Source organism: Chryseobacterium echinoideorum, assembly GCF_007474535.1.
GTDB classification, from domain to species: Bacteria; Bacteroidota; Bacteroidia; order Flavobacteriales; family Weeksellaceae; genus Chryseobacterium; species Chryseobacterium echinoideorum.
This window is the reverse complement of sequence record NZ_VKNW01000002.1, coordinates 66,013-89,395: the sequence shown is the minus strand read 5'-3', so window position 1 is coordinate 89,395 and position 23,383 is coordinate 66,013. Positions and strand designations below refer to the sequence as shown.

Here is a 23,383-nt window from a genome sequence, read left to right as displayed (position 1 = left end):
ATGAAAAATCTATTAATAATAATTACATTGTGTTTGATGTTTTCTTGTAAAAAAGAGAACATTGCTAAATCCGACCCCCCGACAAATAGAGATTTTGAAAAAGCTCGGATGTTTTCTAAAAACGGCAGCACCAATTCAGCTTTTTATTATTTCAACTTATCTAAAAATGATTTTTTGGATAAAAACGATTCACTTGGCGCTGCAAGAGCATTAGTAAATATGGCATTAATTCAAACAAATAATGGTGATTTTTTTGGAGGAATTGAATCATCATTAGAGACTAATAAATTCCTTAAATCTGAACAAGGTATTATTGCAAAAAAAATATTGACTTCTAACTATAACAATATTGCTAATGCGTCTAATAGTCTTAGAAATTATGATCGTGCGATAGTCTATTATAAAAAAGCTATACAAAGTGCAGACAATAATGAAGCTAAATATATATGCTATAATAATATTGGAGATGCATTAATAAATCAAGGAAAGATTAAATTAGCTAAAATATATTTAAAGAAAGCAATTCTTGCAGATAGTGCTATTAACTATTCAAGAGCGCTAAATAATTTTGCGAAAGCGATGTATCTTGATGAAAAAAATTATAATCCTCTGCCTGATTTTAACAAGGCATTAGCTATTAGACAAAAAATTAAAGACGGAGCGGGTCTAAACTCAAGTTATGAAACACTTTCTACTTACTATTTTAATAAAGATAAAAAAGTATCATTACAGTATGCAAAAAAAATGTTGAAAGAAGCAATACATAACAATAGTCCTGATGACCAAATAACTGCATTAAAAAGAATAATTTCATTAGAGCCCGAAAATTATTTACAAAATTTTGAAAAACTTGATTCCATAAGTGAAAATGTTCAAACATCAAGAAACAAACATAAGAGTCAATTTGCTATCGTAAGATATGATGTAGAACAAAAGGATGCTGAAAACAAGAATTTAAAACTTCAGAAACTTGAAGATGAAAACAAAATATTAATTCTTTTTGGAACTTTAGCACTATCCGTTCTGGTTATTGTCTTTTTGAGAAAAAGACAAATAAGGCTAAAACAAGAAAAAGAACTCGAAGTAAAAAACACAGAGCTGAAATACTCCAAAAAAGTGCATGACGTTGTAGCTAACGGACTTTATCATCTGATGATTGATATTGATAACAATCCCGAAATCAATAAAGTGAAAATTCTAAATGATATAGAGAAAATGTATGAAGAATCTAGAGATATTTCTCATGAAAATACCGCAGAAAATGATTTTTCAATGCGATTTATTCATATGATCACTTCCTACTCTTCCGATGAACAAAAGGTTTTATCAGTGGGATATAAAGAAAATATCTGGGACAATATTTCTTACAACACACAGCTTGAAATTTACTACATCTTGAGAGAGATTCTTGTTAATATGAAAAAGCATAGCCAGGCAAAATTAGCTTCGGTAAAATTTGAAAAACACGATGATAATTTAAAAATAAAATATACTGATAACGGAATCGGCATTCATGACTTAGACCAACAAAAGGGCACCGGAATACATAATACGGAAAACCGTATTGCATCTATTGGAGGAGATATTACTTTTGAAAAAAATCCAACAGGCGGATTAATTATCAGAATAACCATTCCAATACAAAAATATGTTTAAAAAAGTCCTAATAGCCGAAGATCACGAAGTAAGAAATCTAGGCGTTGTCAATACTCTTACAGAATTACAGATTCAGCATTTTGATTTTGTGAGTTATTGTGATGAAGCATTGCAGAAAATAAAAACAGCAATCGCCAGCAAAGATTCTTATGACCTTTTGATTACAGATTTATCTTTTGATAAAGATCATCTGGAACAAAAAATAAATTCTGGTCAAAATTTAGTTGAAGAGGTCAGAAAAATTCAGCCGAATTTAAAAATTATTGCTTTTTCTATAGAAAAAAAACCAAAAATAATTGATGATCTTTTCAAAATACACCAGATTAATGGTTTTGTAAGCAAAGGAAGAAATGATGGTAAAGATCTTAAAAATACCATAAAAAGAGTTTTCTCAGGAGAAATCGTCATTCCGCAGGAAATTTTAAATGCTATAAGAAATACATCTTTTGATTTTACAGAATATGATGTTACGCTTATTGAGCTTCTTGCAAAAGGGTGGAAACAAAGTGAAATTGAAAAATTTTTTAAAGAAAATGAAATAACTCGCGACAGTAAAAGCGCTATAGAAAAAAGACTGAATGATCTTCGCTTTGAGCTTGGTGCCAAAAACAACATTGAATTAGTTGTCTTGTGCAAAGATATTGGCATTATATAATTTATTTCTCATATATAACTAAAAACCTTTCAGAATTCTGAAAGGTTTTTTTATTAAACATCATCTATTTACGGTTTTCCGTAATCATTGCTTTTCAAAGGGTTATACTTTTGGAGTATTAAACAATTAAAAATAAAACATTATGAATGTAAAACACACACCAACGGAAATTGTTCATAAAGGACAAAAAGGAGGCACAACTGGTTGCGGAACCGACACCAATATTCATCCTGATCATTGGACAAATACAAGTGCAAAAGTAACGTGCGATAAAAACGGCTGCAAAAACTAGATTATGGGAAAATTTGTTATCACTCAAAGAGTAAACAACGAGTATCAATTTAATTTGAAAGCCGGAAATGGCGAAATCATTTTGATGAGTGAAGGCTACGCTCAGAAATCATCTTGTCTTAAAGGGATAGAATCTGTAAAAAACAATTCGCAGGACGACTCCAGATACGACAGACGAATGGCGGTTAACAACAAAGATTATTTTGTACTGAAAGCAAGAAACGGAGAAATCATCGGTAAGAGCCAGTATTACAGTTCAATATCTGCTATGGAAACCGGAATTGCATCAGTAAAAAACAATGCTCCGACAGCGGAAACTGTTGACGAAACCATATAAAACCAAAACTATGGATCTTAAAATTAAATTAGAGCAATTACATCAGAGAGTTGTAGGTTTGAAAGACCAGATCGGAACAGAAGAAGCCACAAAAAATGCTTTTGTGATGCCCTTTATACAGATTTTGGGGTACGATATTTTTAATCCCACAGAAGTAGTTCCAGAACACGTTTGTGATATCGGAACAAAAAAAGGCGAAAAGGTAGATTATGTTATCAGAAATAATGACGAGCCTATTTTTATCATTGAATGCAAACATTGGAAGGAAAGCGCCGATGCGCACAATTCGCAGCTCCACAGATATTATCATGTTTCCAAGACAAGATTTGGTGTCCTTACCAACGGAATTATTTACAACTTTTATACTGATCTTGAGAAACCGAATATTATGGATGAAAAACCCTTTTTCACCATTAATATTGAAGATATAAAAGACAGTTCCATCAAAATTCTTGAAAATTTTACCAAAAAAGGCTATAATCTTGAAAATATTCTGGACTCTGCAGAAGCCTTAAAATACATTAAAGCCATCAGAAAAGAGTTTGAAAAAGAAATAGAAAATCCTTCTGACGAATTGGTGAAACTTTTAGTTAACCGTTTTTTTGAAAAACCTTTAACAGCCAACCGCATGATTTCTTTTAAAGAATATGCAAAAAAGGCTTTGACGATTTCTATTAATGAGTCCATAAGCTTCAGGTTAAAATCTGCATTAAGCATCAACGAGCAAATCGAAAAACGGGAAGACCAGCCAAAAACGTCGCAACCTATTGATGACAATAATGATTCTAAAATTGTTACGACCGCTGAAGAACTGGAAGGTTTTCAGATCGTAAAAGCCATTTTGAGAGAGAAAATATCTTCCTCCAGAATTGCTTACAGAGATACCCTATCCTATTTTGGGATTTTGCTTGACGACAATAACAGAAAACCGATTTGCCGCTTACATTACAATACTTCAAACAAATATCTGGAGCTATTCCACAACGGAAAAGATGCCGGAGAAAAAATTTTGCTGACTGATCTTGATGAGATTTACAATTACAGAAATCAGCTTCACCAGACATTGGAAAATTACAATTAAAATTAATAACCATGAAAACCCTTTTGCTTATTCTAGAAATTTTAAGATGGATTTTTGGCACTTTACTTCTCTTTGTTTTCTTTGGATTACTTATAGAGCAAAGCTTTGTATCTTCAGTTATAGTGTTAATAATGGCACTTTTATTAGTCCCATTAACTGGCAATTTTGTTGGAACTAAAATGCTCAAAATTAATATTGATGGAACCAATAAAATTCTGCAAAATATAAACTACTCTAATCCTGATACCATTTTGTCTGTTTACAAGCAAAATTTAACAGAATACAAAAAACAATTAAGTGATAAGCAAAAAACAAAACTCGGCAGAAAAATTTACTATAACACTCTATGTGCAGCAGTTTTAGATTTTAATATCACTCAGGATGAAATTTCTAAATTAAATGAAATTAAATCTTTTTTCAATTTATCTGATCAGCAAATTTTTCTTGAAAAAAATAAGATTTCAGAAAAAACTATTAAAAATTTAATCCAAAAATGTTATAATGATAATGTATTGACAGATTCTGAAAACCAGCAAATTATCAAAATTTCTACTTTTCTTCAATTTCCACCTGATAAAATTGAGGTAATAAAAAATAAGATTGCTTTTTCATTATTTAATAAAATTTTGGAAGAAAAAATATCTGACAAAAGACTTTCACCTATAAAAGAAACGGAATTAAAACAGGCAGTAAGAAATTTGAAAATTGATCATCAGAATATTAAGAATTTTATTTCTGAGCGAAAGATTAAAAGCTTACAGCATGCTAAATTATTATGGAATTTAGATCATGGTATTTTTCCTGTTCTTTATAATCCTCCGATAGCTTTAAGCAAAGATGAGCAGTGTTTTCTGAGCATTAATGCCAATTTAATTGAAAATAAATTAGTTCATAAAGGTTATTCCCGTAGAAGTTCCAGTGTTTCTTTCAGAGTTATGAAAGGAGTAAATGCAAGAGTCGGGGGAGGAAGTTATAAACCTGTAAAAGAAAATGTAACACATATATATTCTGGGACTTTATTTCTAACAAATTCAAGAATCGTTTTCAATGCCGGAGCAAAAAGTTTTCAAATTCCTTTTTATAAATTAATTTCTCATGATTTACAAGGAGGAAGCTTCGAATTTGTAGTTCAAAACAAAAACTATTTATTACGTTTAAACCGTAACGAAGCAGAAATTTTTTCTATCGGCTTATCCAGTTCTCTCAGACAATATAGAAATGCAAACGATCACATAATGGTACAAGCGATGAGAGAAAAATCTATGAATGAAATCTTTATATAATTATCAATTTTACTAACATGAAAAAACTACTACTTACAAGCCTTTTAGGTATAGGCTTATTATTACCTGCAAATATTTTTGCATCAACAGACAACACAACTTCTACCACCGAATCGTCTTTTTTTTCAAAAAGAAAGAAAAAGAAAAGCAAAAAAAGCAGAAAAAAAAGATCTTCAACAGCCAGAGCTAAAGGTTGTACTTATAATGGTCATCCTCTAAATGTAGGACCAAGAGGCGGATGCTATTATTACTCCGGAAACAGCAAAGAATATGTAGACCGGTCGTATTGTTCGGGGTGCAAATAATTCAAAAATAAAAGTCCTGCAAAATTTAAAACTACCCCCATGAAATACCTCATCATTATCGCTGCATTATGCTGTTTTATCGGCATTGTCGATTTACCGATTGGTTATTATACTTTTCTTCGGATCATCATTTCATTTATGTCATTTGTTATTATTGTGAATGAATTCAAAACCAGAAGCTTCTGGCTGATCACTTTTGTTTTGATCTTTATTCTTTTCAACCCGATTTTTCCAATCTATTTTTATTTAAAACCTTTTTGGATTATCATAGATTCCGTTGTCGGACTTTTATTACTCTATTATTTCTATACTTTAATACCGAAAAAAAAGACAAAAGAGCCTGAAGCCATTGAAATTGAGCCTCAAAAAAAACTACGAACCAGAGACAGAATATTAAAATAAAAACTATGGAAACAACTTATATATCAGAAAATCTTAAAGCACATTTTTTAAGGTTATACCAAATGGCAATTTGTGACGAAGATTTTAGTCCCCTCGAATTGAAAATGCTCTATAAATCTGCAGAAGAAAGAGGTATTTCACAAAAAAACCTTGACGAAATTCTCCTTAATCCTATCAATTCCAAAAATTTAATTCCTGAAAGTCTTGATGAAAAAGTAGAATATCTATATGATCTTACTGCGATGATCTGGGCAGATGGAATCGTAAGCCCAAACGAGTATTCTGCCCTACAGAAATATGTTGCTATGTTTGGTTTTTTGGAAGAAAATATAAATGACATTGTAGATTATTTCATTGAAGCAGTAAAAACCGGAAAAACAAAAACTGAAATTATTAATGACTTAAATAATTAAACCCATGAACACCATGACCTCCAATATTAAGAATCTTTTTCGGCTAAAGCCCGTCCCATCTCAAGAAAATTCAACATCGGCAGAGCTGCCGGAAAGATTGTCAGAAGAAGCAAGCGAAGAAAGCAGAAAGCGTACCTACCACGAATCCGGCTACAGAGACAGCTCCAGAAACAGCGGCAACCATACAGCACTCTCTATATGTCTTGATGCCATTTATTCTAAATTTCAAAACGAAGAAAAAGACCTTGTCGATAAACAAAACAAACTTAAAGAACCTTATCTTAACGAACAAAAAAACAAAGAGACAGAAATTAAAGGGTTAACTGTTTCATTAGACAATAAAGAAGAAAAACTCAATCATATTGATGGAGATATTAAAAATGTGCAGAATATAATTGAAACTATTAAATTTGAGATTAATGATCTGCCCAGAAATCCGGAAGCATACAATGTGAAAGCCACGAAAGGGGCTTCTACAAAATTCTGGATCGGTCTTTTTCTGCTTTTACCTATCAGTTTATACCTTTTTACATTTTATATTTCAACATCTTACTCTGCTTTTTTCAAAAACTTTGATGCCAATGGCAATATTATTCAAAGCGTTCTGGATGCTCAGGCTTTCAATAAAGCATGGGAAGAAGGTCCGCTGGAAGGTGCCTTTGTTACATTAATTCCTTTTGTTTTTTTGGGGTTGGGATATTTAATTCACATGTTTGGAGAGAATAAAAACTGGGGTAACTATTCAAAAGTTGCTCTGCTTTTTATCATTACATTCGTTTTTGATGCTATTCTGGCGTATGAGATTGAGTCAAAACTTTACGAACTAAACAAAACATTCAGCTCTGCTCCGTTCGATCTTTCTATTGCCTTTACTAAAAATCAGTTTTGGGGGATTATTTTCGCAGGATTTATCGTGTATATCATTTGGGGACTTGTATTCGATTTTGTAATGAAAGAGCATAAAGAGAAGGATAAAATTAAAAATGAACAAATAAGAAGACAAAAAAACATCCTCGTCCATCAGGAAAGAATTGTTGATTTTGAAAAACAAAAAGAAGAAGTAAGAAACAGCATCGGAAGCATTAAAGAACTGATTGCAAAAGCTAAGGGAAGAGTAGAAGAATTGCAGAATATCATTGACGGTGTCATTATTCCTACTAAAGATTACAAATCTTATGCTGCGGAATATATGCAGGGCTGGATTACATTTATCGGGGAAAAGCTGGCCGTTTCTCATCCTGTAAAACAGGATATGATTGAAGAATGTAAAAAGCAATACACTTATAATCTCAATAAAGTAGGAGCCAATTCCGACAGCCAAAATTCTGTTTATATGTCTGTTCTATAAAAAAATTATTATGAAAAAAATATTTTATTTACTACTATTTGCTTTATCATTTATCGCCTGTAGCAAATCCGGAACATCCAATGGCGGAAATAAAGAACAAGACCATGCCGGAAACAAAGAAAAGTCTTTGAAAAACCTCAATGTCAGTATCCTGATTGACCTCTCTGACCGGATTGATCCTGAGAAAAATCCGAATCCCACCATGGAATATTTCCAGAGAGATACAGAATACATCAAAGCAATAGAAAAAGGATTTTTAGATCACATTAAAAGCAAAAAAGTAATTCAGCTGAATGACCAGATGCAGGTTTTCTTCAATCCGGAACCATCGGATCCGAAAATGAATGAGCTTACCAAAGAATTAAAAGTTTCTTTCGATAAAAATACCACGAAGGAAAACATCAGCCTGGTTGAAAAAAAGTACTCAGAATTGCCTTTAGCCATTTATCAGTCAGCGATAAAAGACAAAAACTATGTGGGATCCGATATTTGGGAGTTTTTCAAGAATAAAATCAATGATTATTGTATAAAAGAAGGTCACAGAAATATCCTTTTTATTCTCACAGACGGATATATGTATCATAAAGATTCCAAATTTTCGGAAGGTCAAAAAACATCCTACCTTACTCCTGAGCTGATAAAATCTTTAAATCTCGGTTCTTCCGATTTTAAATCTAAAATACAGGATAAAAACCTGGGCTTTGTAAAAGCCAATGAAAACCTTGAAGATCTTGAAGTGATCGTTTTGGGAATCAATCCTGTAAAAGGGAATCCTTTTGAAGCAGATGTCATCAAAGAATACTGGGAAAATTGGTTTAAAGAAATGAAAATAAAAAAATATCAGATCAAGTCAGCAGATCTCCCCTCTAATCTGGAACCTGTAATTTTGAACTCTATAATATCTTCAAAAAAATAAAACACTCAACATATATTTGGAAAAAAGCGGAATATTTCGCTTTTTTTCTTTTTTGACAGGCTCGTTTTCATTAATATTCTTTTGCCTATTTTTGTGAAATTGGTTAGTGATATGAAAAAAATTGTTCTGATTGAGGACGAAACCAGCGTGGTTTCTTTTATTAAAAAAGGACTTCAGGAAAAAGGCTACGAAATTTCCGTTGCGTTTGATGGTCCTACCGGAGTAAATCTTGTGCAGGAAAATGATTTTGATCTTGTCATTTTAGATATCATGCTTCCGGAGATGAATGGTCTGGAAGTATGCAAAGAAATCAGGAAAACCAACAAAAGCGTTCCTATTCTATTTCTTACAGCATTAGGAACTTCCGAAAATATTGTTTTGGGACTGGAAAACGGTGGTGATGATTATCTGGTAAAGCCTTTTAAGTTTATTGAGCTTGTTGCAAGGATCAAATCACTTCTCAGAAGGAGCAATCCCCGGAAAATAGAAGAAATTCCGGAAGAAAGTGCAGACAGTAAATATATTTATCACTTTTCTGACCTTATCGTAAACGATTATACTAAAAAAGTAACTCGTGCAGGAGAAGAAGTTTCTCTTACTTCCACAGAATATAAACTCCTTATGTATTTTCTCAATAACCCCGAGAAAGTGATTTCCAGAGCAGAAATTTTAGATGCGGTATGGGGAGTAAACTATGAGCTGGGAACCAACGTAGTAGATGTATACGTAAATTATCTGCGAAAAAAATTTGATAATCAGGAAGATAAAAAGCTCATTCATACGGTTATAGGAATGGGATATGTTCTGAAAAAGCCTTAAATATGTTTAATAAAGTAATTACCAATCAGACCAAAACAATGATTCTTCTAATGGCTGTTTTTACAACGGTTATTCTCATCTTTGGAGGTTCGGTTTACTTTTCTATTGTTAATTTTTCGCATCAGAGGTTTTACGAATTACTTAAAATCAGAACGACAACGATTGTTCAGATAGAAAAAAACAAAGAACTTCTTGATCTTCCCGAAAATTATATTCTCAACAGCAACAATGATGAAGAACTTCCAATGGAAAGAGATTATGTTTTTGCTGTTCCTTCTGATTCCAATTTTACAGATATTTCTAAAGAAATACATATTCCAAGCTCATTTTTCAAAAATATTTTGAGAAAAGGCGAAGACAATTATAATGACTCTGAGTTTTATTACATCGGTCAGTCCTTCAAATACCGAAACAAAGATTATATTGCCATTGCTTCTGCAAAAAACCATTATGTGGTACATTATCTTGGTTTTCTGAAACGTACATTGATTACATGTATGATTCTGTCGATATTCTTCAGTATGATTTTTTCTTTTTATCTGTCTAAAACGCTTTTTAAACCTATTTTAAAAATTACAGGAAAAGTAAAAGAAATCAGCTCCGAAAACCTTCACTTAAGACTCGAGCCTCAACCGGGAAACAAAGAGCTCAACGAACTGGTAGAAACGTTCAACACCATGCTTACCAGAATAGAAACCTCTTTTGAAACACAAAACCACCTCATTGGAAATGTTTCACATGAGCTGAGAACACCACTTACTTCCATCATGGGAGAAGCTGATGTTGCGCTTTCCATCAACCGTACCGCCGAAGAATACAAAGAAACACTGGGTATTATCTTAGACGAAGCCGAAAAATTAGATAAAAAAATTAAAGCTCTTCTTCTCATTGCACAAACTGGTTTTGACGGAAAAATTCAGAAAATAGACAGAGTAAGGATGGATCAGCTTCTTTGGGATGTTATTGAAACATTAAGGAAAATAGATTCCCGGAACAATATTTATCTTGACATCAGCATGCTTCCTGATAATCCTAAAAAATTGAAAGTTCAGGGGAATGAGCAGCTGCTTCATCTTGCAGTAGCCAACATCATCAGCAATGGTTGTAAGTACTCTGATTTTCAAAAGGTAAAAGTTTCTCTAGGCGCTACAGATACCGACCTCTATATCATCGTAAAAGATATAGGAATTGGAATCCCTGAATCGGAAATGAATAAAATTTATGATCCTTTTTTCAGAGCTTCGAACACCCGAAACTATGAAGGCTACGGAATTGGTCTTCCGCTTGCCAGAAATATTGTAAGGATGCATAATGGCGAACTTCTGGTAAGTTCACAGGAAAACGAAGGAACTACCGTGCAAATGCGCTTTCCTACAATTTACGGGACTTTAAAACAGGAAGAAAATTATTAATTCAGTCCGATTTTATACTTAGAATAAATCAATTTCAAGAACTGACATCAATTCTAATCTCATTTTAATCTCTTTAATTACATTTTAATTTCTTTCCAAAGAGCTTTTAATTTGGCAGGTATAGTTTTGTAATATCAAAAATGTTACACAGCTAAATACTAAAGATATGACCACCACCATTTTAATAGCAACGGACTATTCTCTTGAATCTCTAAATATTTTAAAAAAGGTACTGAAAGAAAAAAATTCGATTGAACAGGATACAAAATATAGAATTCTTATGGTATCTGGTTACGATATGGGAGATTCTATCAGAGACCTTTTATTTAACACCAAATCTACGGTTTTCAACAAAATAAGAGCTAAAGAGTTTTGTGAAGCTTATGCTATTATTGCCAACAAATATTCTCATCTGGTAGATAAAATCATGTGCGACATTTTCACAGGAAGCATGCAAAGAGCTTTCAACAATTATGTGAAAGCAGAGAACATCGCGGAAGCTTACTATTCCCAATCACTGAAAAGCAAGAATACACAAGGAAAGTTTGATCTGACTCCATACATCAGGAAATGCAAAGATCTGCCTTCATTTGAGCTGGTATTGGAAATTCCTAAAGTAATGCCGGAAAAAGGCAGACTTGCGGAAGTTTTCGCAGAAGTTTAATACAGACTCACTTTTAAATTAAAAAAAATGTTAAGGAATTATAGTAACAGCAGAACGTTGGGAGACAATATAAGACTGGGAACGCTGACCGCCTTTACGGCAGGAACTATAAATGTTGCCTCATTGCTTATTTTTCTGTCTTTTACATCCAATGTTACAGGACATTATGCTGTTTTTTCAGCAGAAATAAGCAAAGGAAACTGGACGCAGGTCGCCGTAGTAGGAGCATGGATCTTTCTTTTTTTCTTCGGAAGTTTTACCGCCAACTTTTCAGTTATTAATTTCAATAAGAAAAGTAAATATTTTGCGCATGCATTCCCGATTGTCTTAGAAATTATCTGTCTTCTGACAGTAGGGATTTACGGACAGCTGTACTATCAGAAAACTATTGAAGAAGCGCAGGTTATGGTAGCACTTATGTTGTTTGCAACAGGTCTTCAGAATGGTTTGACGGCAAGTATCTCCAATTTTCTGGTAAAAACAACTCACCTTACCGGAACAACTACTGATCTGGGAATTTTAGCGTCTATGTTTACCCAAAAGAAATACAGAAAAAATCCTGAGCTTACAGCAAGGGCAAAACTGCTGGTCAGCATCATGATCTCTTATGTTTTGGGAGCCGTTTTTTCAGGTCTTACGTATTATTATCTGGAGTTCAGTGTTTTTTATGTAATCAGTACCTGCCTCGTTGTGGTAATAGGATATGATTTTTATAAAATTCATGTAAGACATTTCAATACCCAATACAGATACTCCAAAATATACAAAAAACCCAATGCCCTGGCTTTTCTGTACAATAAAATACATGGCGCAGGTGAAAAAGTTGAAAGAAAAAGAACTCAAAAATCTAAACTCGTTTTAGAAGAAAAAATAACGTAATTATTTTCTAAACACAAGACAATCATAGTTTACTTAGTTTGGCTTCCATTTATTGAAAAATGATGGGAGCTTTTTATTTTCTTCGTGAGTAATCTGAGGATAACTTAATTTGTAATTCACAGGATTATTATTTTAAATCTTAATTGCTTTACCTATTTTTGTAAGTTCATTATTCATGTATGTCAGATATTATTCAGCTTTTACCCGATCATGTAGCCAACCAGATTGCAGCAGGTGAGGTCGTTCAGCGGCCTGCATCTATTGTAAAAGAGCTTCTGGAAAACTCTATTGATGCAGGAGCTACAAAAATTGAGCTGATTGTCCGTGATGCCGGGAAAAACCTTATTCAGGTAGTAGATGACGGAAAAGGAATGTCTGAAACCGATGCAAGAATGGCATTTGAACGCCATGCTACTTCTAAAATAAGAGGAACCGATGATATCTTTAAAATTGCGACCAAAGGTTTCCGTGGTGAAGCTCTGGCTTCCATTGCTGCTGTTGCTCAGGTAGAGCTCAAAACCAAACGGCCTGAAGCCGCTTTAGGAACCAATATTTACATTGAAGGCGGAGTTTTTCAGTTTCAGGAGCCGATCCAGACTGCAGAAGGATCTAATTTTTTGGTTAAAAATTTATTTTACAATGTTCCGGCAAGGAGAAAGTTTCTCAAGAATAACAATATTGAATTTCGTCATGTTATTGATGAGTTCCAAAGAGTGGCACTGGCTCACGAAAATTTAGAATTTTCTCTATTTCATGATGACGAGCCGGTTTTCAGGCTCAGAAAAGGAACTCAGATGCAGAGAATTATTGATATTTTCGGAAGAAAACTTCAACCTCAGCTCATTCCTATTAAAGAAGATATTGTGTGGTGTCAGCTTCACGGTTTTGTTGCCAAACCTGAAGGAGCCAAAAAAACACGCGGAGAACAATTTCTTTTCGTTAACGGAAGATTTTTTAAAAGTCCTTATTTTAACAAAGCGGTTCAGGAAGCTTTTGAAGGCTTGCTTTTACCGGGATATATTCCGACTTTCTTCCTTTTTCTTGAGTTGGATCCCGAAAAAATAGATGTCAATATTCATCCCCAGAAAACAGAAGTAAAGTTTGAAGACGAGCATCTTATTTTTGCTTTGCTTCGATCTACCATCAAGCGTTCTCTGGGAATTTACAATGTTGCTCCAAGTCTTGATTTTGAGAGAGATCCTCAGCTGGATGAGATGATGCAAAAAAGCTTTCCCAGCAAAAGCAATTCGGCAAGTTTTAAAATGCCCGAAATTATTGTCGACCGGGATTATAACCCCTTTTTGGAAGAAAAAACAGTTTCTAAAACCGAAATTCACAATCTCACGGAGATGTACCAGCAAAACATCACTCCGGAACCGTCTAAAATTAACCTTTTTGAAGACGAAGACTTTGATGAGGATTTAATGAGACTTCCGAATGGATATTGGCTCTTCAATAAAGGAGACCGCACTTTGATGCTGGATCTTGGGAGAATGCACAGACTTGTAGTTTCAGATCATAATAAAACAGTAAAAAAAGGAACTAACAACAGCCAGTCACTGCTGTTTTCTCTTGAATATCACATGAATGAAATTGAAAAAAACAAATACAGATCTATCAAAAAATATCTTCCGGAGCTGGGTTTTGAAATGACAATTGCTCACGAAAGTGTTTTGAGGATAGATGCCGTTCCGGAAGGGTTGAAGGAATCTCAGGTAATGAAATTTCTGGAAAACTTGTTTGAAATTCTAGAATACAGAACAGAGGACGAGTTTTTGCAGTATTATCAAAACCAGTGGAACAAAATGCAGAGTAAATCCCGTTTCGATTTTATTTATAAAATTGATGCAGAGCAGGTCATTAAAGATTTTACTGCTTTAGGATTCCCTGAATTTTTACCCAGCGGAAAGAGATGTTATTTTGAAGTTCCGTTTAATGATTTTAAAAATAAATTTTAAGTAGATGTTTAATAATATACCGCCAATCACCAAAAATATTATCCTTTTGAATATTGTTGTATTCATAGCTGTAACTTTGCTCAACAGCAATGAAGTTTATGGTTATTTATCCGGCTTTTATCCTTCCTCTCCTTATTTCCATTCATGGCAGATAATTACTCACATGTTTATGCATGGAAGTTTTATGCATATATTATTTAATATGTTTACACTTTTCAGTTTTGGTCCCATTCTAGAGCAGAGATTAGGAGACAAAAAGTTTGTAATTCTTTATTTTCTGAGCGGTTTAGGAGCATTTTTTTTGTTTAACCTTTGGAATCTCGTTGAAGTTGAACAAATTAAATCTACACTTGGTAGTTTTGGATTTGATATTAATGCCTATTTGGCGGGAGAGTCGGTTCAGTTTAAAGGTAATTCATCATCAGTACTAGAGCAGCAGGAACTTTTAGAAAACTTAAAAAATATTATTTATACGCCGATGGTCGGTGCGTCCGGAGCAATCTTTGGTATTATAGCGGCATTTGCTACCCTCTATCCTGACGCAAAAATTGGAATTATGTTTATCCCGGTTCCAATAAAGGTAAAAATTCTGCTTCCTATCATTATTATAGGTTCTGTGATTTTAGGCGTTACAGGAAATGTTGGCGGTGTTGCCCATTTAGCTCACGTAGGAGGTGCTATTGTTGGTTATATTCTAGCCAAAATTTGGAAAAAACATTTGTATAGATTTAATTAATCGTTGTGAAACTATTCCGAACCATTCTTTTCATTGCACATTTAGGATTGCTTTTTCTCTTATTCGGAGTTTTGCTGAATGCCTATATTCCGCCAAAAGTTTTCTGGGGGTTTAATTTTTTATCTCTGGGCTTTCCGATCATGATAGTTTTGTACATGCTCATTACTTTTTTCTGGATTTTCAGCTGGAAAAAAAGAGCTTTTGTTTTTATGCTTTTAGGTTTGTTATTTTTAAACCCGGCAAAAAGATGGTTTAATTATTCTGCCGAAAAAAAAGAAATTCCTAATCTGAAAATTGTTACCTTCAACGTCAAAGGCGGAAAAATGGGTAAAGATAAAATTCAGGATTACATTAATGCTCAAAAAGCAGATATTGTTTTCCTTCAGGAATCCGGACCTGATTATGAATTGGAGAATCTGAAAGGAGAATATACATTACCTGTCATTTGCTTTTATTCAAAATATAAAATTCTCGGCAGAAAAAATATTTTTGAGCATTTCTCCGATGGCGACATTACCTCACAATGCGAACAAATAGATCTTGAGATTAATGGTAAAACTTATCGTCTATTCAACGTGCATCTTCAATCTTTCGGTGTCGTTAAAGACATGGTAAAACTTGACGGAAATAGTAATGAGGATGAAAAAAAAATGAAAGATCTTGTTAAAAGGCTCATTCCAACGTTTAAAAGCCATCAGGATCAGGTACAGCTTATCAGAAACAGCATAGAGGAATCTCCTTATCCTGTGATTGTTGCCGGAGATTTCAACGCAGTTCCCAATTCTTATGAGTATTATCATATATCTGAGACGCTGAAAGATTCATTCTATGAGGTTGGAAAAGGAAGTGGCACCAGCTTTCATGATTTTAAATACCCTCTGAGAATTGATTATATTTTCACTTCGGAATCTATACAGCCCGTGAATTATCATGTAGATCATTCCGCAAAATTGTCAGATCATTATCCTGTAATTGCCGAATTTATTATAAATTAGTTTTCTGAAATCAAATAATAAACAAGAAATTTTTACATGAAAAGAATAATTTTCGGTTTGCTTTTTTTAGGATTGTTATTCATTGCATGTTCCAAAAACAAACCTGTTGCAGAAAGCAGTGCCGAAGTATTACAGCCTCATTATGACACTACAGCAATAGATTCTTTTTCAGAAGGTGCTATTTCTGTGGATGTTGCAAGGCAGATCAGAATGACTTCACAAAAATATCAGGATTCTTTGAAAGAAGTTTTAAAGATTCAGCAGGAAGAAAAGCGAATTAAAGAAGAACTGGATAAAGAAAATAAAAAGAAAACCGAGGAAGAAAATAAAATGAAGGAAAAACCGTTGAAAGACCCTAAGTAATAATTTATATACATTTAAAAAAATTCACACAATGAAAAAACACATTTTAGCAGCTTTTGCAGCAACATCAATGATTATTTCTTGCAAAGAATCTACTACTAAAACCGAAACAGTAGAAAATCCGGACGGATCTGTAACCACAACCACGACAACCGAAACTAAAACCGGACTTGTAGATTCAGCGAAAATCAATCAGGCTAAAAACGATATTAAAAATACAGTCGATAATACCGGACAAAAGATTGAAAACAGCGCACAAAAAGCCAAACAGGATATTAATGCTGTAGGGCAAGACCTTAAAAAAGGAGCACAGGAGGTGAGCCGTGATGCAAAAGATGCCGCCGCAAAAGGAGCACAAAAAGTAGAAGACGGTGCCAAAAAACTTAAAGAAGATCTAAGCAGATAATGAAACCAAAACCGCAGCTTGACTGCGGTTTTTCTTTTATATTAACTGAGAAATCAAACAAAAACAAAACTTTATTAATTGATAATCAATTATTTAAATTATTTTTCAACAAATTTTAATGTTTTTATGTAACCATTTTAAATTTTCTCTGTCTTTTATATAGAAACAGAATATAAACCATGAAGCTTTTGTTTAGAAATAAAAAAGAAGATTTGCTGAGCCGGCTGAAAAAACATGATCCTGCTGCCCAGAAAATATTTTACGATCAGAATGTAAAAAAATATCTCAGTGTGGCGAGAGGTTATATCAGCGATTTGTATCAGGCAGAGGATTGCGTCATCAAAGCTTTTTGCAAAATTTTCAAACATATAGAAAGCTATCGTGGTGAAGGAAATTTTGATGGCTGGGCGAGAAAAATAGTGGTGAACGAATGTCTTAATTTTATCAAAAGTCATAAAACGGTTTTTTATCTTGATGATGTTCACGCTTCTGTTCTGGAGGAAATTTATGAAGAAGAAATTGTGTTAGATTTTAATGCACAGGAACTTCTTGATCAGCTTCCGGATTCCTACAGAATGGTTTTTAATCTTTATGTACTGGAAGAATATTCTCATCAGGAGATTGCTGAAACATTGAACATCAGCACAGCGGTAAGCAAAACACAGCTTTTCAGAGCTAAAGAAAAACTCAGAAAGATTTATCTTCAACAACAAAAAAAACTGAAAAATGAACTCGTTTAAAAATAATTTAGATCATCAGATAAAAAAGCAGATTTCCGGCAGAGAAATCAGTCCTTCAAGAGATTTATGGTCAGAAATTCAGGCTCAGACAGAAAATACTCGCTCAAAAAAATCAAATTTTAACCTGATTTTAATCGCTGCTTGTTTTGTATTGTTTTTTGGTTTGGGTGCCGTTTTATTTTCTAACAATGAAACTGAACCCAAAATAAAAATCGCAGAAACAGAAAAACCGTCTTCTCAAAAAGAAAACATTGTTGCGCAACCTGAAGTACCTTTTTCTCAAGATTCTAATCTAACACCAAAACTGGAGAAATTTTCTCAAACCAAAAATTCTTCTTCCGAATCAAAAAATGAAAAAGAAATTCCTGTTACTCCTGATTTGCCGCTGATCAAAGAAAACCCGATTGAGATTGCATCACAAATAATTCAGAATCACCCGTCAAAAATTATCGCTAAAGCCGATTCTGTAAGAGTACCTAAGAAAAAAAGATATGTAGACCCTTCTACCCTGCTTTTTTCGGTAGAGCATAAAGATGCCATTGAGAAAACCAAAGACGGAAGCAATGTTGCCAAAATAGATCTCAACACTAAATAATTCGAATTTAACCTCAAAAAATTTATAAAATGATTAAGAAATTTATCATCTCAGGAATGCTGTGCCTTGTTGCCATCTCAATGAATGCACAAAAAAAGGCATTGAGCCTAAATCTTCAGCCAAAAGAAGACACAACAGTAAGCCCGATTGTAAAGGAAAAAGTAGAAGAATATGCTGCAAAAATAAATGGTATTATCCAGGAAGAAAAAAAACAGATGGAAACCGAACTGAAGTTTCTGCAGGAAAAAAATCTTGATAAAGCAGAATTTGACCAACAAAAAGCTCAGATTGCAGACCAATATTCTCAAAAAATAGACACCAGAATTGAAGCTTTGGGCTTTGACCTAGATCAGGTAATCCAGAAGCAGGTAAGATATTCTCTTCTCAATTCAGATGTGACTTCAAATGAAGAAATGAAACAGAATCTGATGAAAAAATTTCGCCCTACAAAAAGTTTTGACGGATATTTTTCTTACGGAATCATGACTTTAACGAATGACAGACCAGATAATGAATTAGACAGAAATTTGGGTTATGCCAATAATCTGGAATTTGGTTTGAAATTTAATTATCAGTTTAGCAGAACCAGTCCTTGGGGATTAATCTCCGGAATCGGGTTTTCATGGAGAACCGTAAGACCAGATAACAATATGGTTTTTGCTAAGCAGGATTCTGATGTTTTTTTAACAAAATATGATGGAAATCTGGATAAAGCTAAATTAAGAACCGGCTATATTATGGTTCCTCTGGGATTTCAGTATAATTTTTCTAAACTGAAAAATGCAGGAATGGATATTCAGTACAGACCTTATTCAGAAGGATTCAGAGTTGGTGCAAATGCTTACGGAGGAATAAAAATGTCTACTAATAATATCATCAAAAGTGATAGCCAAAGCATCAGAGACCGCTCCAATTATCAGGTAAACCCGTTTGTTTATGGAGCCCAGTTTACCGTTTCGTATGACAATATCAGTCTTTTTGTGAAAAAAGATTTCAGCAATTTCTTTAAAGACGGATATTTTGCAAATGACAAAGCTTTGGTTTTCGGAATTGCTTTGGGATGGTAGTTTTAAATGCTTAAATAATTGATAAAAATATGACAAAATAGCCGAAATTGAATTTCGGTATAAGAATTGAATAATAAAAACCAACATTCATATTAACAAACAAAACACTCCGTAGAAAATTCTGCGGAGTGTTTTGTTGATGTTTCAGGATTATTTCAAACTTCCCACCATATCTTCTGGTTTTACCCACTCATCAAATTGTTCGGCTGTTAAAAGTCCGAGATTCACGGCTTCCTCTTTTAAAGTTGTTCCGTTTTTGTGGGCAGTTTTCGCAATTTTTGCTGCATTTTCATAACCAATATGGGTGTTCAAAGCGGTTACCAACATCAAAGATTTATCAACTAATTCTTTAATTCTCTCCTGATTTGGTTCAATTCCAACTGCGCAATGATCATTGAATGAAATACAGGCATCGGCAATTAACTGAGCCGACTGTAAGAAATTGTAAGCCATCACTGGTTTGAAAACATTCAGTTCATAATTCCCCTGCGTTCCTGCAAAAGAAATGGTTGTATCGTTTCCTAAAACCTGAGCGCAAACCATCGTCATTGCTTCGTTTTGGGTAGGATTTACTTTTCCTGGCATAATAGATGAACCAGGCTCATTTTCAGGGATATGAATTTCCCCGATTCCCGAACGAGGTCCGGAAGCCAATAATCTGATGTCCTGAGCAATTTTATATAAAGAAACTGCGAGTTGTTTTAGAGCTCCGTGAGATTCTACAATCGCATCGTGAGCTGCTAAAGCTTCAAATTTATTTTCAGCAGTTACAAAAGGAAGATTCGTAAATTTTGAGATATATTCTGCCACTTTTGCATCATAGCCTTTTGGTGTGTTTAAACCTGTTCCAACGGCGGTTCCTCCTAAAGCCAATTCTGACAGATGAGGTAACGTATTTTTTAATGCTTTGATTCCGTAAGTCAGCTGAGCAACGTATCCTGAAAATTCCTGCCCTAAAGTTAAAGGAGTTGCATCCATCAAATGGGTTCTCCCTATTTTTACAATCTTTTTAAACGCTTCCGATTTTTCTTTTAGAGTATCTCTTAATTTTTCGACAGCCGGAATTGTGGTCTCTACTACTTTTTTATAAGCAGCAATGTGCATCGCTGTCGGATAAGTATCGTTGGAAGATTGTGATTTATTCACATCATCATTCGGATGGACTTCAGTTTTATCGCCTAAATTGCCTCCCGAATTAAAATGAGCACGATTGGCAATCACTTCATTTACATTCATGTTCGATTGTGTTCCCGAGCCGGTTTGCCAGATTACCAAAGGAAACTGATCGTTGAGTTTGCCTTCTAATATTTCGTCGCAAACCTGAGCAATCATATCTCTTTTTTCCGGAGCTAAAACCCCTAAATCTGAATTGGTAAATGCTGCCGCTTTCTTTAGATAAGCAAATGCTTCGATTATTTCATGAGGCATTGATCCTTCCGGACCGATCTTAAAATTGTTTCTCGAACGTTCTGTCTGAGCGCCCCAAAACTTATCAGCAGGAACCTGCACTTCACCCATGGTGTCTTTTTCTATTCTGTAATTCATTTGATGGATAGATTTAGTTTAAATTTTTTATAATAAAATTTTTGACTCTTTTGTGGTTTAAAAAATTAATCCAATAAATTTAGTTATAAATGAAAACTCTCACAATTTATAATCATTATAAATATCAATTTCAATGAATGATTTTTAATCATGCTTTTTTGAGTAAGCTGTATTTTTGCACCGAAAATAAAAGGTAACATGGAATTTAAATATCAGGATCCGTATCCAATTGTAAAAGACGATACAGTTTATAAAAAATTGACTTCAGATTACGTAAAAGTTGAAAAGCTAGGCGACAGAGAAATTCTAACTATTGACCCGAAAGGTTTGGAACTTCTGGCTGAAGAAGCAATGGCAGATGTTTCTTTCATGCTTCGTTCTTCACATTTAGAAAGCCTGAGAAGAATTATTGATGATCCTGAAGCGACTGATAATGACAGATTTGTTGCATATAATCTATTACAGAATGCTGCGGTTGCGGTAGAAGGAGCTTTACCATCTTGTCAGGATACGGGAACGGCAATTGTAATGGGAAAAAAGGGTGAAAATGTGTACACCGGAGTTGATGACGGCGAATACCTAAGCAAGGGAATCTATAATACTTATCAAAAAAGAAATTTGAGATATTCTCAGGTTGTTCCTCTAACCATGTTTGATGAGAAAAATTCCGGGTCCAATCTTCCGGCACAGATTGATATTTATGCTAAAAAAGGAGATTATTACGAGTTTTTGTTTTTAACGAAGGGAGGAGGCTCCGCCAACAAAACTTTTCTTTATCAAAAAACTAAATCTTTGCTGAACGAAAAATCTTTGGAAGAATTTATCAAAGAAAAAATTTCAGATCTTGGAACAGCGGCTTGTCCACCTTATCATTTAGCTTTAGTAATTGGAGGAACTTCTGCAGAAGCCAATTTGGCTGCTGTTAAAAAAGCATCTGCAAAATATTACGATAATCTTCCTACAGAAGGAAATGAAGCAGGACAGGCTTTCAGAGATCTGGAATGGGAAGCAAAAGTTCAGAAAATCTGTCAGGAAAGTGCTATCGGAGCGCAATTTGGAGGGAAATATTTAACTCATGATGTGAGAGTAATCAGATTGCCTCGTCATGCGGCTTCCTGTCCTGTTGGAATGGGAGTTTCATGTTCAGCAGACCGAAATATTAAAGGAAAAATTACAAAAGAAGGTATTTTTTTAGAGCAACTGGAACAAGATCCGAAAAGATTTTTACCTGCAACCCCTCCGCATTTGGAAGAAGCTGTTGAAATCGACTTAAATAAACCAATGTCTGAAATTTTAGCAGAACTTTCAAAATATCCGATTAAAACAAGATTAAAACTGAACGGAACTTTGATTGTTGCAAGAGATATTGCTCACGCAAAAATCAAAGAATTATTGGATGCCGGAAAACCAATGCCTGAATATTTCAAAAATCACCCTATTTATTACGCAGGACCTGCAAAAACTCCGGAAGGAATGGCTTCAGGAAGTTTCGGCCCAACGACAGCAGGAAGAATGGACGTGTATGTAGATGAGTTTCAAAGCAACGGCGGAAGTATGATTATGCTTGCAAAAGGGAACAGAAGTAAAGATGTGACCAATGCCTGCGGAAAATATGGAGGATTCTATTTAGGTTCCATCGGAGGTCCTGCCGCAATTCTGGCAAAAGATAATATTCTGTCTGTTGAGGTTGTAGATTTCCCGGAATTAGGAATGGAAGCCGTAAGAAAAATTGAAGTAAAAGATTTTCCTGCATTCATTATTACAGATGATAAAGGCAATGACTTCTTTTCAGATCTTGCCCATTAATTAGTTTAAATTTAAAATAAATAGCAAAAATCACCTTTTATCTTTTGTCTGAAAAAGAAAAATGTCATATTTTTGCCCTAATCTTTAAGAATAAAAAATGATTTTATCAGCATTTTGGCCGTTTTATCAGTTCCTTTGGACAGTTTATTTCATTATAATGTTCCTTGTCGGTTTCTGGTGTATCTTTATGTTTTTCGGATTTGTTATTCCCTTGTGGTTAACTGAAGGACTGAAAGAATATTTTGGTAAAGTAAAGCCTTTCGATCCTGAACAGATCAGAAGCAAGCTTTTGACGGAGCAGGAAGGAGTTGAGGTTATTTATAATTCTCCAAAAGGTCATGGTCCTTTCATTCATGACAGCCATGGTCACAATCACGGACATCATTAATTGATTGTCAGTTCTTTTTCTCCTGAATTCTGAAAAAGGACTATCAAAGCAAAACAACATATATTTAAAACCACTTAGTTTTCTAAGTGGTTTTTATTTGTTTAACATAATATTTCTCGTTTTCAAAAGATAATATTTGCTGCATAGTTTTTTATTTTTTTAACATCAGGAAAGTGTATATTATTTCAAAAAAAATAAATTAAATTCGTAATAATTAAGTACTTAAATAAAAATAATTTACGTAAAGCCTATCCATAATAAATAGTCGCAATCTATAACAGTATAACGCAATTGACACGTCGAAGGTAATTTTAAAAACAAAA

The 23,383-nt window shown here is 33.8% G+C and carries 26 protein-coding genes; 25 read left to right on the top strand and 1 reads right to left on the bottom strand.

The genetic code is table 11. The features are described from left to right. The 23 genes from FOL89_RS02850 to FOL89_RS02745 all read left to right on the top strand — a co-directional run bounded on the left by FOL89_RS02850 (nt 1) and on the right by FOL89_RS02745 (nt 19,321). Nucleotides 1–1,656, top strand: coding sequence for a tetratricopeptide repeat-containing sensor histidine kinase (locus FOL89_RS02850; RefSeq protein ID WP_144281341.1), 1,656 nt, complete (start codon nt 1–3; stop codon nt 1,654–1,656). Further along, on the top strand, nt 1,649–2,311 hold the full coding sequence (locus FOL89_RS02845) for a response regulator (RefSeq protein ID WP_144281340.1): 663 nt from the start codon (nt 1,649–1,651) through the stop codon (nt 2,309–2,311). The genes FOL89_RS02850 and FOL89_RS02845 overlap by 8 nt, the downstream gene beginning before the upstream one ends. A gap of 142 nt (nt 2,312–2,453) precedes the next feature. Continuing rightward, a complete protein-coding gene (locus FOL89_RS17480) occupies nt 2,454–2,603 on the top strand; it encodes a hypothetical protein (protein WP_185146893.1) in 150 nt (49 codons plus the stop codon). A 3-nt stretch (nt 2,604–2,606) separates the two neighbouring features. Continuing rightward, nucleotides 2,607–2,939, top strand: coding sequence for a YegP family protein (locus tag FOL89_RS02840; protein ID WP_144281339.1), 333 nt, complete (start codon nt 2,607–2,609; stop codon nt 2,937–2,939). A gap of 10 nt (nt 2,940–2,949) precedes the next feature. Next, nucleotides 2,950–4,020 carry a type I restriction endonuclease gene (locus tag FOL89_RS02835; protein ID WP_144281338.1) on the top strand — a complete coding sequence of 357 codons (1,071 nt, stop codon included), beginning with the start codon at nt 2,950–2,952 and terminating at the stop codon, nt 4,018–4,020. An 11-nt stretch (nt 4,021–4,031) separates the two neighbouring features. Beyond that, complete coding sequence (locus FOL89_RS02830; RefSeq protein ID WP_144281337.1) at nt 4,032–5,303, top strand: PH domain-containing protein; 1,272 nt, start codon at nt 4,032–4,034, stop codon at nt 5,301–5,303. Between the two features lie 17 nt (nt 5,304–5,320). After that, complete coding sequence (locus FOL89_RS02825; protein WP_144281336.1) at nt 5,321–5,608, top strand: hypothetical protein; 288 nt, start codon at nt 5,321–5,323, stop codon at nt 5,606–5,608. Between the two features lie 39 nt (nt 5,609–5,647). After that, complete coding sequence (locus tag FOL89_RS02820) at nt 5,648–6,010, top strand: DUF6804 family protein (RefSeq protein ID WP_144281335.1); 363 nt, start codon at nt 5,648–5,650, stop codon at nt 6,008–6,010. Nucleotides 6,011–6,015: 5 nt separating this feature from the next. Continuing rightward, nucleotides 6,016–6,423, top strand: a complete 408-nt coding sequence (locus FOL89_RS02815; protein WP_144281334.1) for a hypothetical protein — start codon at nt 6,016–6,018, stop codon at nt 6,421–6,423. 4 nt (nt 6,424–6,427) lie between these two features. Continuing rightward, entirely contained in the window at nt 6,428–7,771 is a 1,344-nt protein-coding gene (locus FOL89_RS02810; RefSeq protein WP_185146892.1) for a beta-carotene 15,15'-monooxygenase, read from the top strand. Between the two features lie 10 nt (nt 7,772–7,781). Then, nucleotides 7,782–8,687, top strand: a complete 906-nt coding sequence (locus FOL89_RS02805; RefSeq protein WP_144281333.1) for a hypothetical protein — start codon at nt 7,782–7,784, stop codon at nt 8,685–8,687. A gap of 111 nt (nt 8,688–8,798) precedes the next feature. Then, complete coding sequence (locus FOL89_RS02800) at nt 8,799–9,506, top strand: response regulator transcription factor (protein ID WP_144281332.1); 708 nt, start codon at nt 8,799–8,801, stop codon at nt 9,504–9,506. A gap of 2 nt (nt 9,507–9,508) precedes the next feature. Further along, nucleotides 9,509–10,918 (top strand): HAMP domain-containing sensor histidine kinase, encoded by a 1,410-nt coding sequence (locus tag FOL89_RS02795; RefSeq protein ID WP_144281331.1) that lies wholly within the window; start codon nt 9,509–9,511, stop codon nt 10,916–10,918. 166 nt (nt 10,919–11,084) lie between these two features. Next, a complete protein-coding gene (locus FOL89_RS02790) occupies nt 11,085–11,582 on the top strand; it encodes a hypothetical protein (protein WP_144281330.1) in 498 nt (165 codons plus the stop codon). A gap of 27 nt (nt 11,583–11,609) precedes the next feature. Beyond that, nucleotides 11,610–12,461, top strand: coding sequence for a YoaK family protein (locus FOL89_RS02785; protein WP_144281329.1), 852 nt, complete (start codon nt 11,610–11,612; stop codon nt 12,459–12,461). 179 nt (nt 12,462–12,640) lie between these two features. Continuing rightward, on the top strand, nt 12,641–14,419 hold the full coding sequence (gene mutL / locus FOL89_RS02780) for a DNA mismatch repair endonuclease MutL (RefSeq protein ID WP_144281328.1): 1,779 nt from the start codon (nt 12,641–12,643) through the stop codon (nt 14,417–14,419). 4 nt (nt 14,420–14,423) lie between these two features. Next, entirely contained in the window at nt 14,424–15,155 is a 732-nt protein-coding gene (locus FOL89_RS02775) for a rhomboid family intramembrane serine protease (protein ID WP_144281327.1), read from the top strand. Between the two features lie 5 nt (nt 15,156–15,160). Then, nucleotides 15,161–16,150: an endonuclease/exonuclease/phosphatase family protein gene (locus FOL89_RS02770; protein ID WP_144281326.1), complete on the top strand. Its 990-nt coding sequence runs from the start codon at nt 15,161–15,163 to the stop codon at nt 16,148–16,150. 36 nt (nt 16,151–16,186) lie between these two features. Continuing rightward, on the top strand, nt 16,187–16,513 hold the full coding sequence (locus FOL89_RS02765; RefSeq protein WP_144281325.1) for a hypothetical protein: 327 nt from the start codon (nt 16,187–16,189) through the stop codon (nt 16,511–16,513). A 31-nt stretch (nt 16,514–16,544) separates the two neighbouring features. Further along, nucleotides 16,545–16,919 carry a hypothetical protein gene (locus tag FOL89_RS02760; protein ID WP_144281324.1) on the top strand — a complete coding sequence of 125 codons (375 nt, stop codon included), beginning with the start codon at nt 16,545–16,547 and terminating at the stop codon, nt 16,917–16,919. A gap of 179 nt (nt 16,920–17,098) precedes the next feature. Continuing rightward, the gene (locus FOL89_RS02755; RefSeq protein ID WP_144281323.1) at nt 17,099–17,659 is read left to right on the top strand and encodes an RNA polymerase sigma factor; all 561 of its coding nucleotides are present in this window, start codon (nt 17,099–17,101) and stop codon (nt 17,657–17,659) included. Beyond that, nucleotides 17,646–18,254: a hypothetical protein gene (locus FOL89_RS02750; protein WP_144281322.1), complete on the top strand. Its 609-nt coding sequence runs from the start codon at nt 17,646–17,648 to the stop codon at nt 18,252–18,254. Before FOL89_RS02755 ends, FOL89_RS02750 begins: the two co-directional genes overlap by 14 nt. 29 nt (nt 18,255–18,283) lie before the next feature. Then, on the top strand, nt 18,284–19,321 hold the full coding sequence (locus tag FOL89_RS02745) for an outer membrane beta-barrel protein (protein WP_144281321.1): 1,038 nt from the start codon (nt 18,284–18,286) through the stop codon (nt 19,319–19,321). Between the two features lie 150 nt (nt 19,322–19,471). On the opposite strand, the gene fumC is transcribed toward FOL89_RS02745, so the two are convergent. After that, entirely contained in the window at nt 19,472–20,866 is a 1,395-nt protein-coding gene (fumC, locus tag FOL89_RS02740) for a class II fumarate hydratase (protein ID WP_144281320.1), read from the bottom strand. Between the two features lie 198 nt (nt 20,867–21,064). Here fumC and FOL89_RS02735 point away from each other — a divergent pair, with 198 nt between their 5' ends. Both FOL89_RS02735 and FOL89_RS02730 read left to right on the top strand, forming a co-directional pair. Then, nucleotides 21,065–22,672 carry a fumarate hydratase gene (locus FOL89_RS02735; RefSeq protein ID WP_144281319.1) on the top strand — a complete coding sequence of 536 codons (1,608 nt, stop codon included), beginning with the start codon at nt 21,065–21,067 and terminating at the stop codon, nt 22,670–22,672. A 97-nt stretch (nt 22,673–22,769) separates the two neighbouring features. Next, nucleotides 22,770–23,060, top strand: coding sequence for a hypothetical protein (locus tag FOL89_RS02730; protein ID WP_144281318.1), 291 nt, complete (start codon nt 22,770–22,772; stop codon nt 23,058–23,060). The last annotated feature ends 323 nt before the right edge of the window (nt 23,061–23,383 follow it).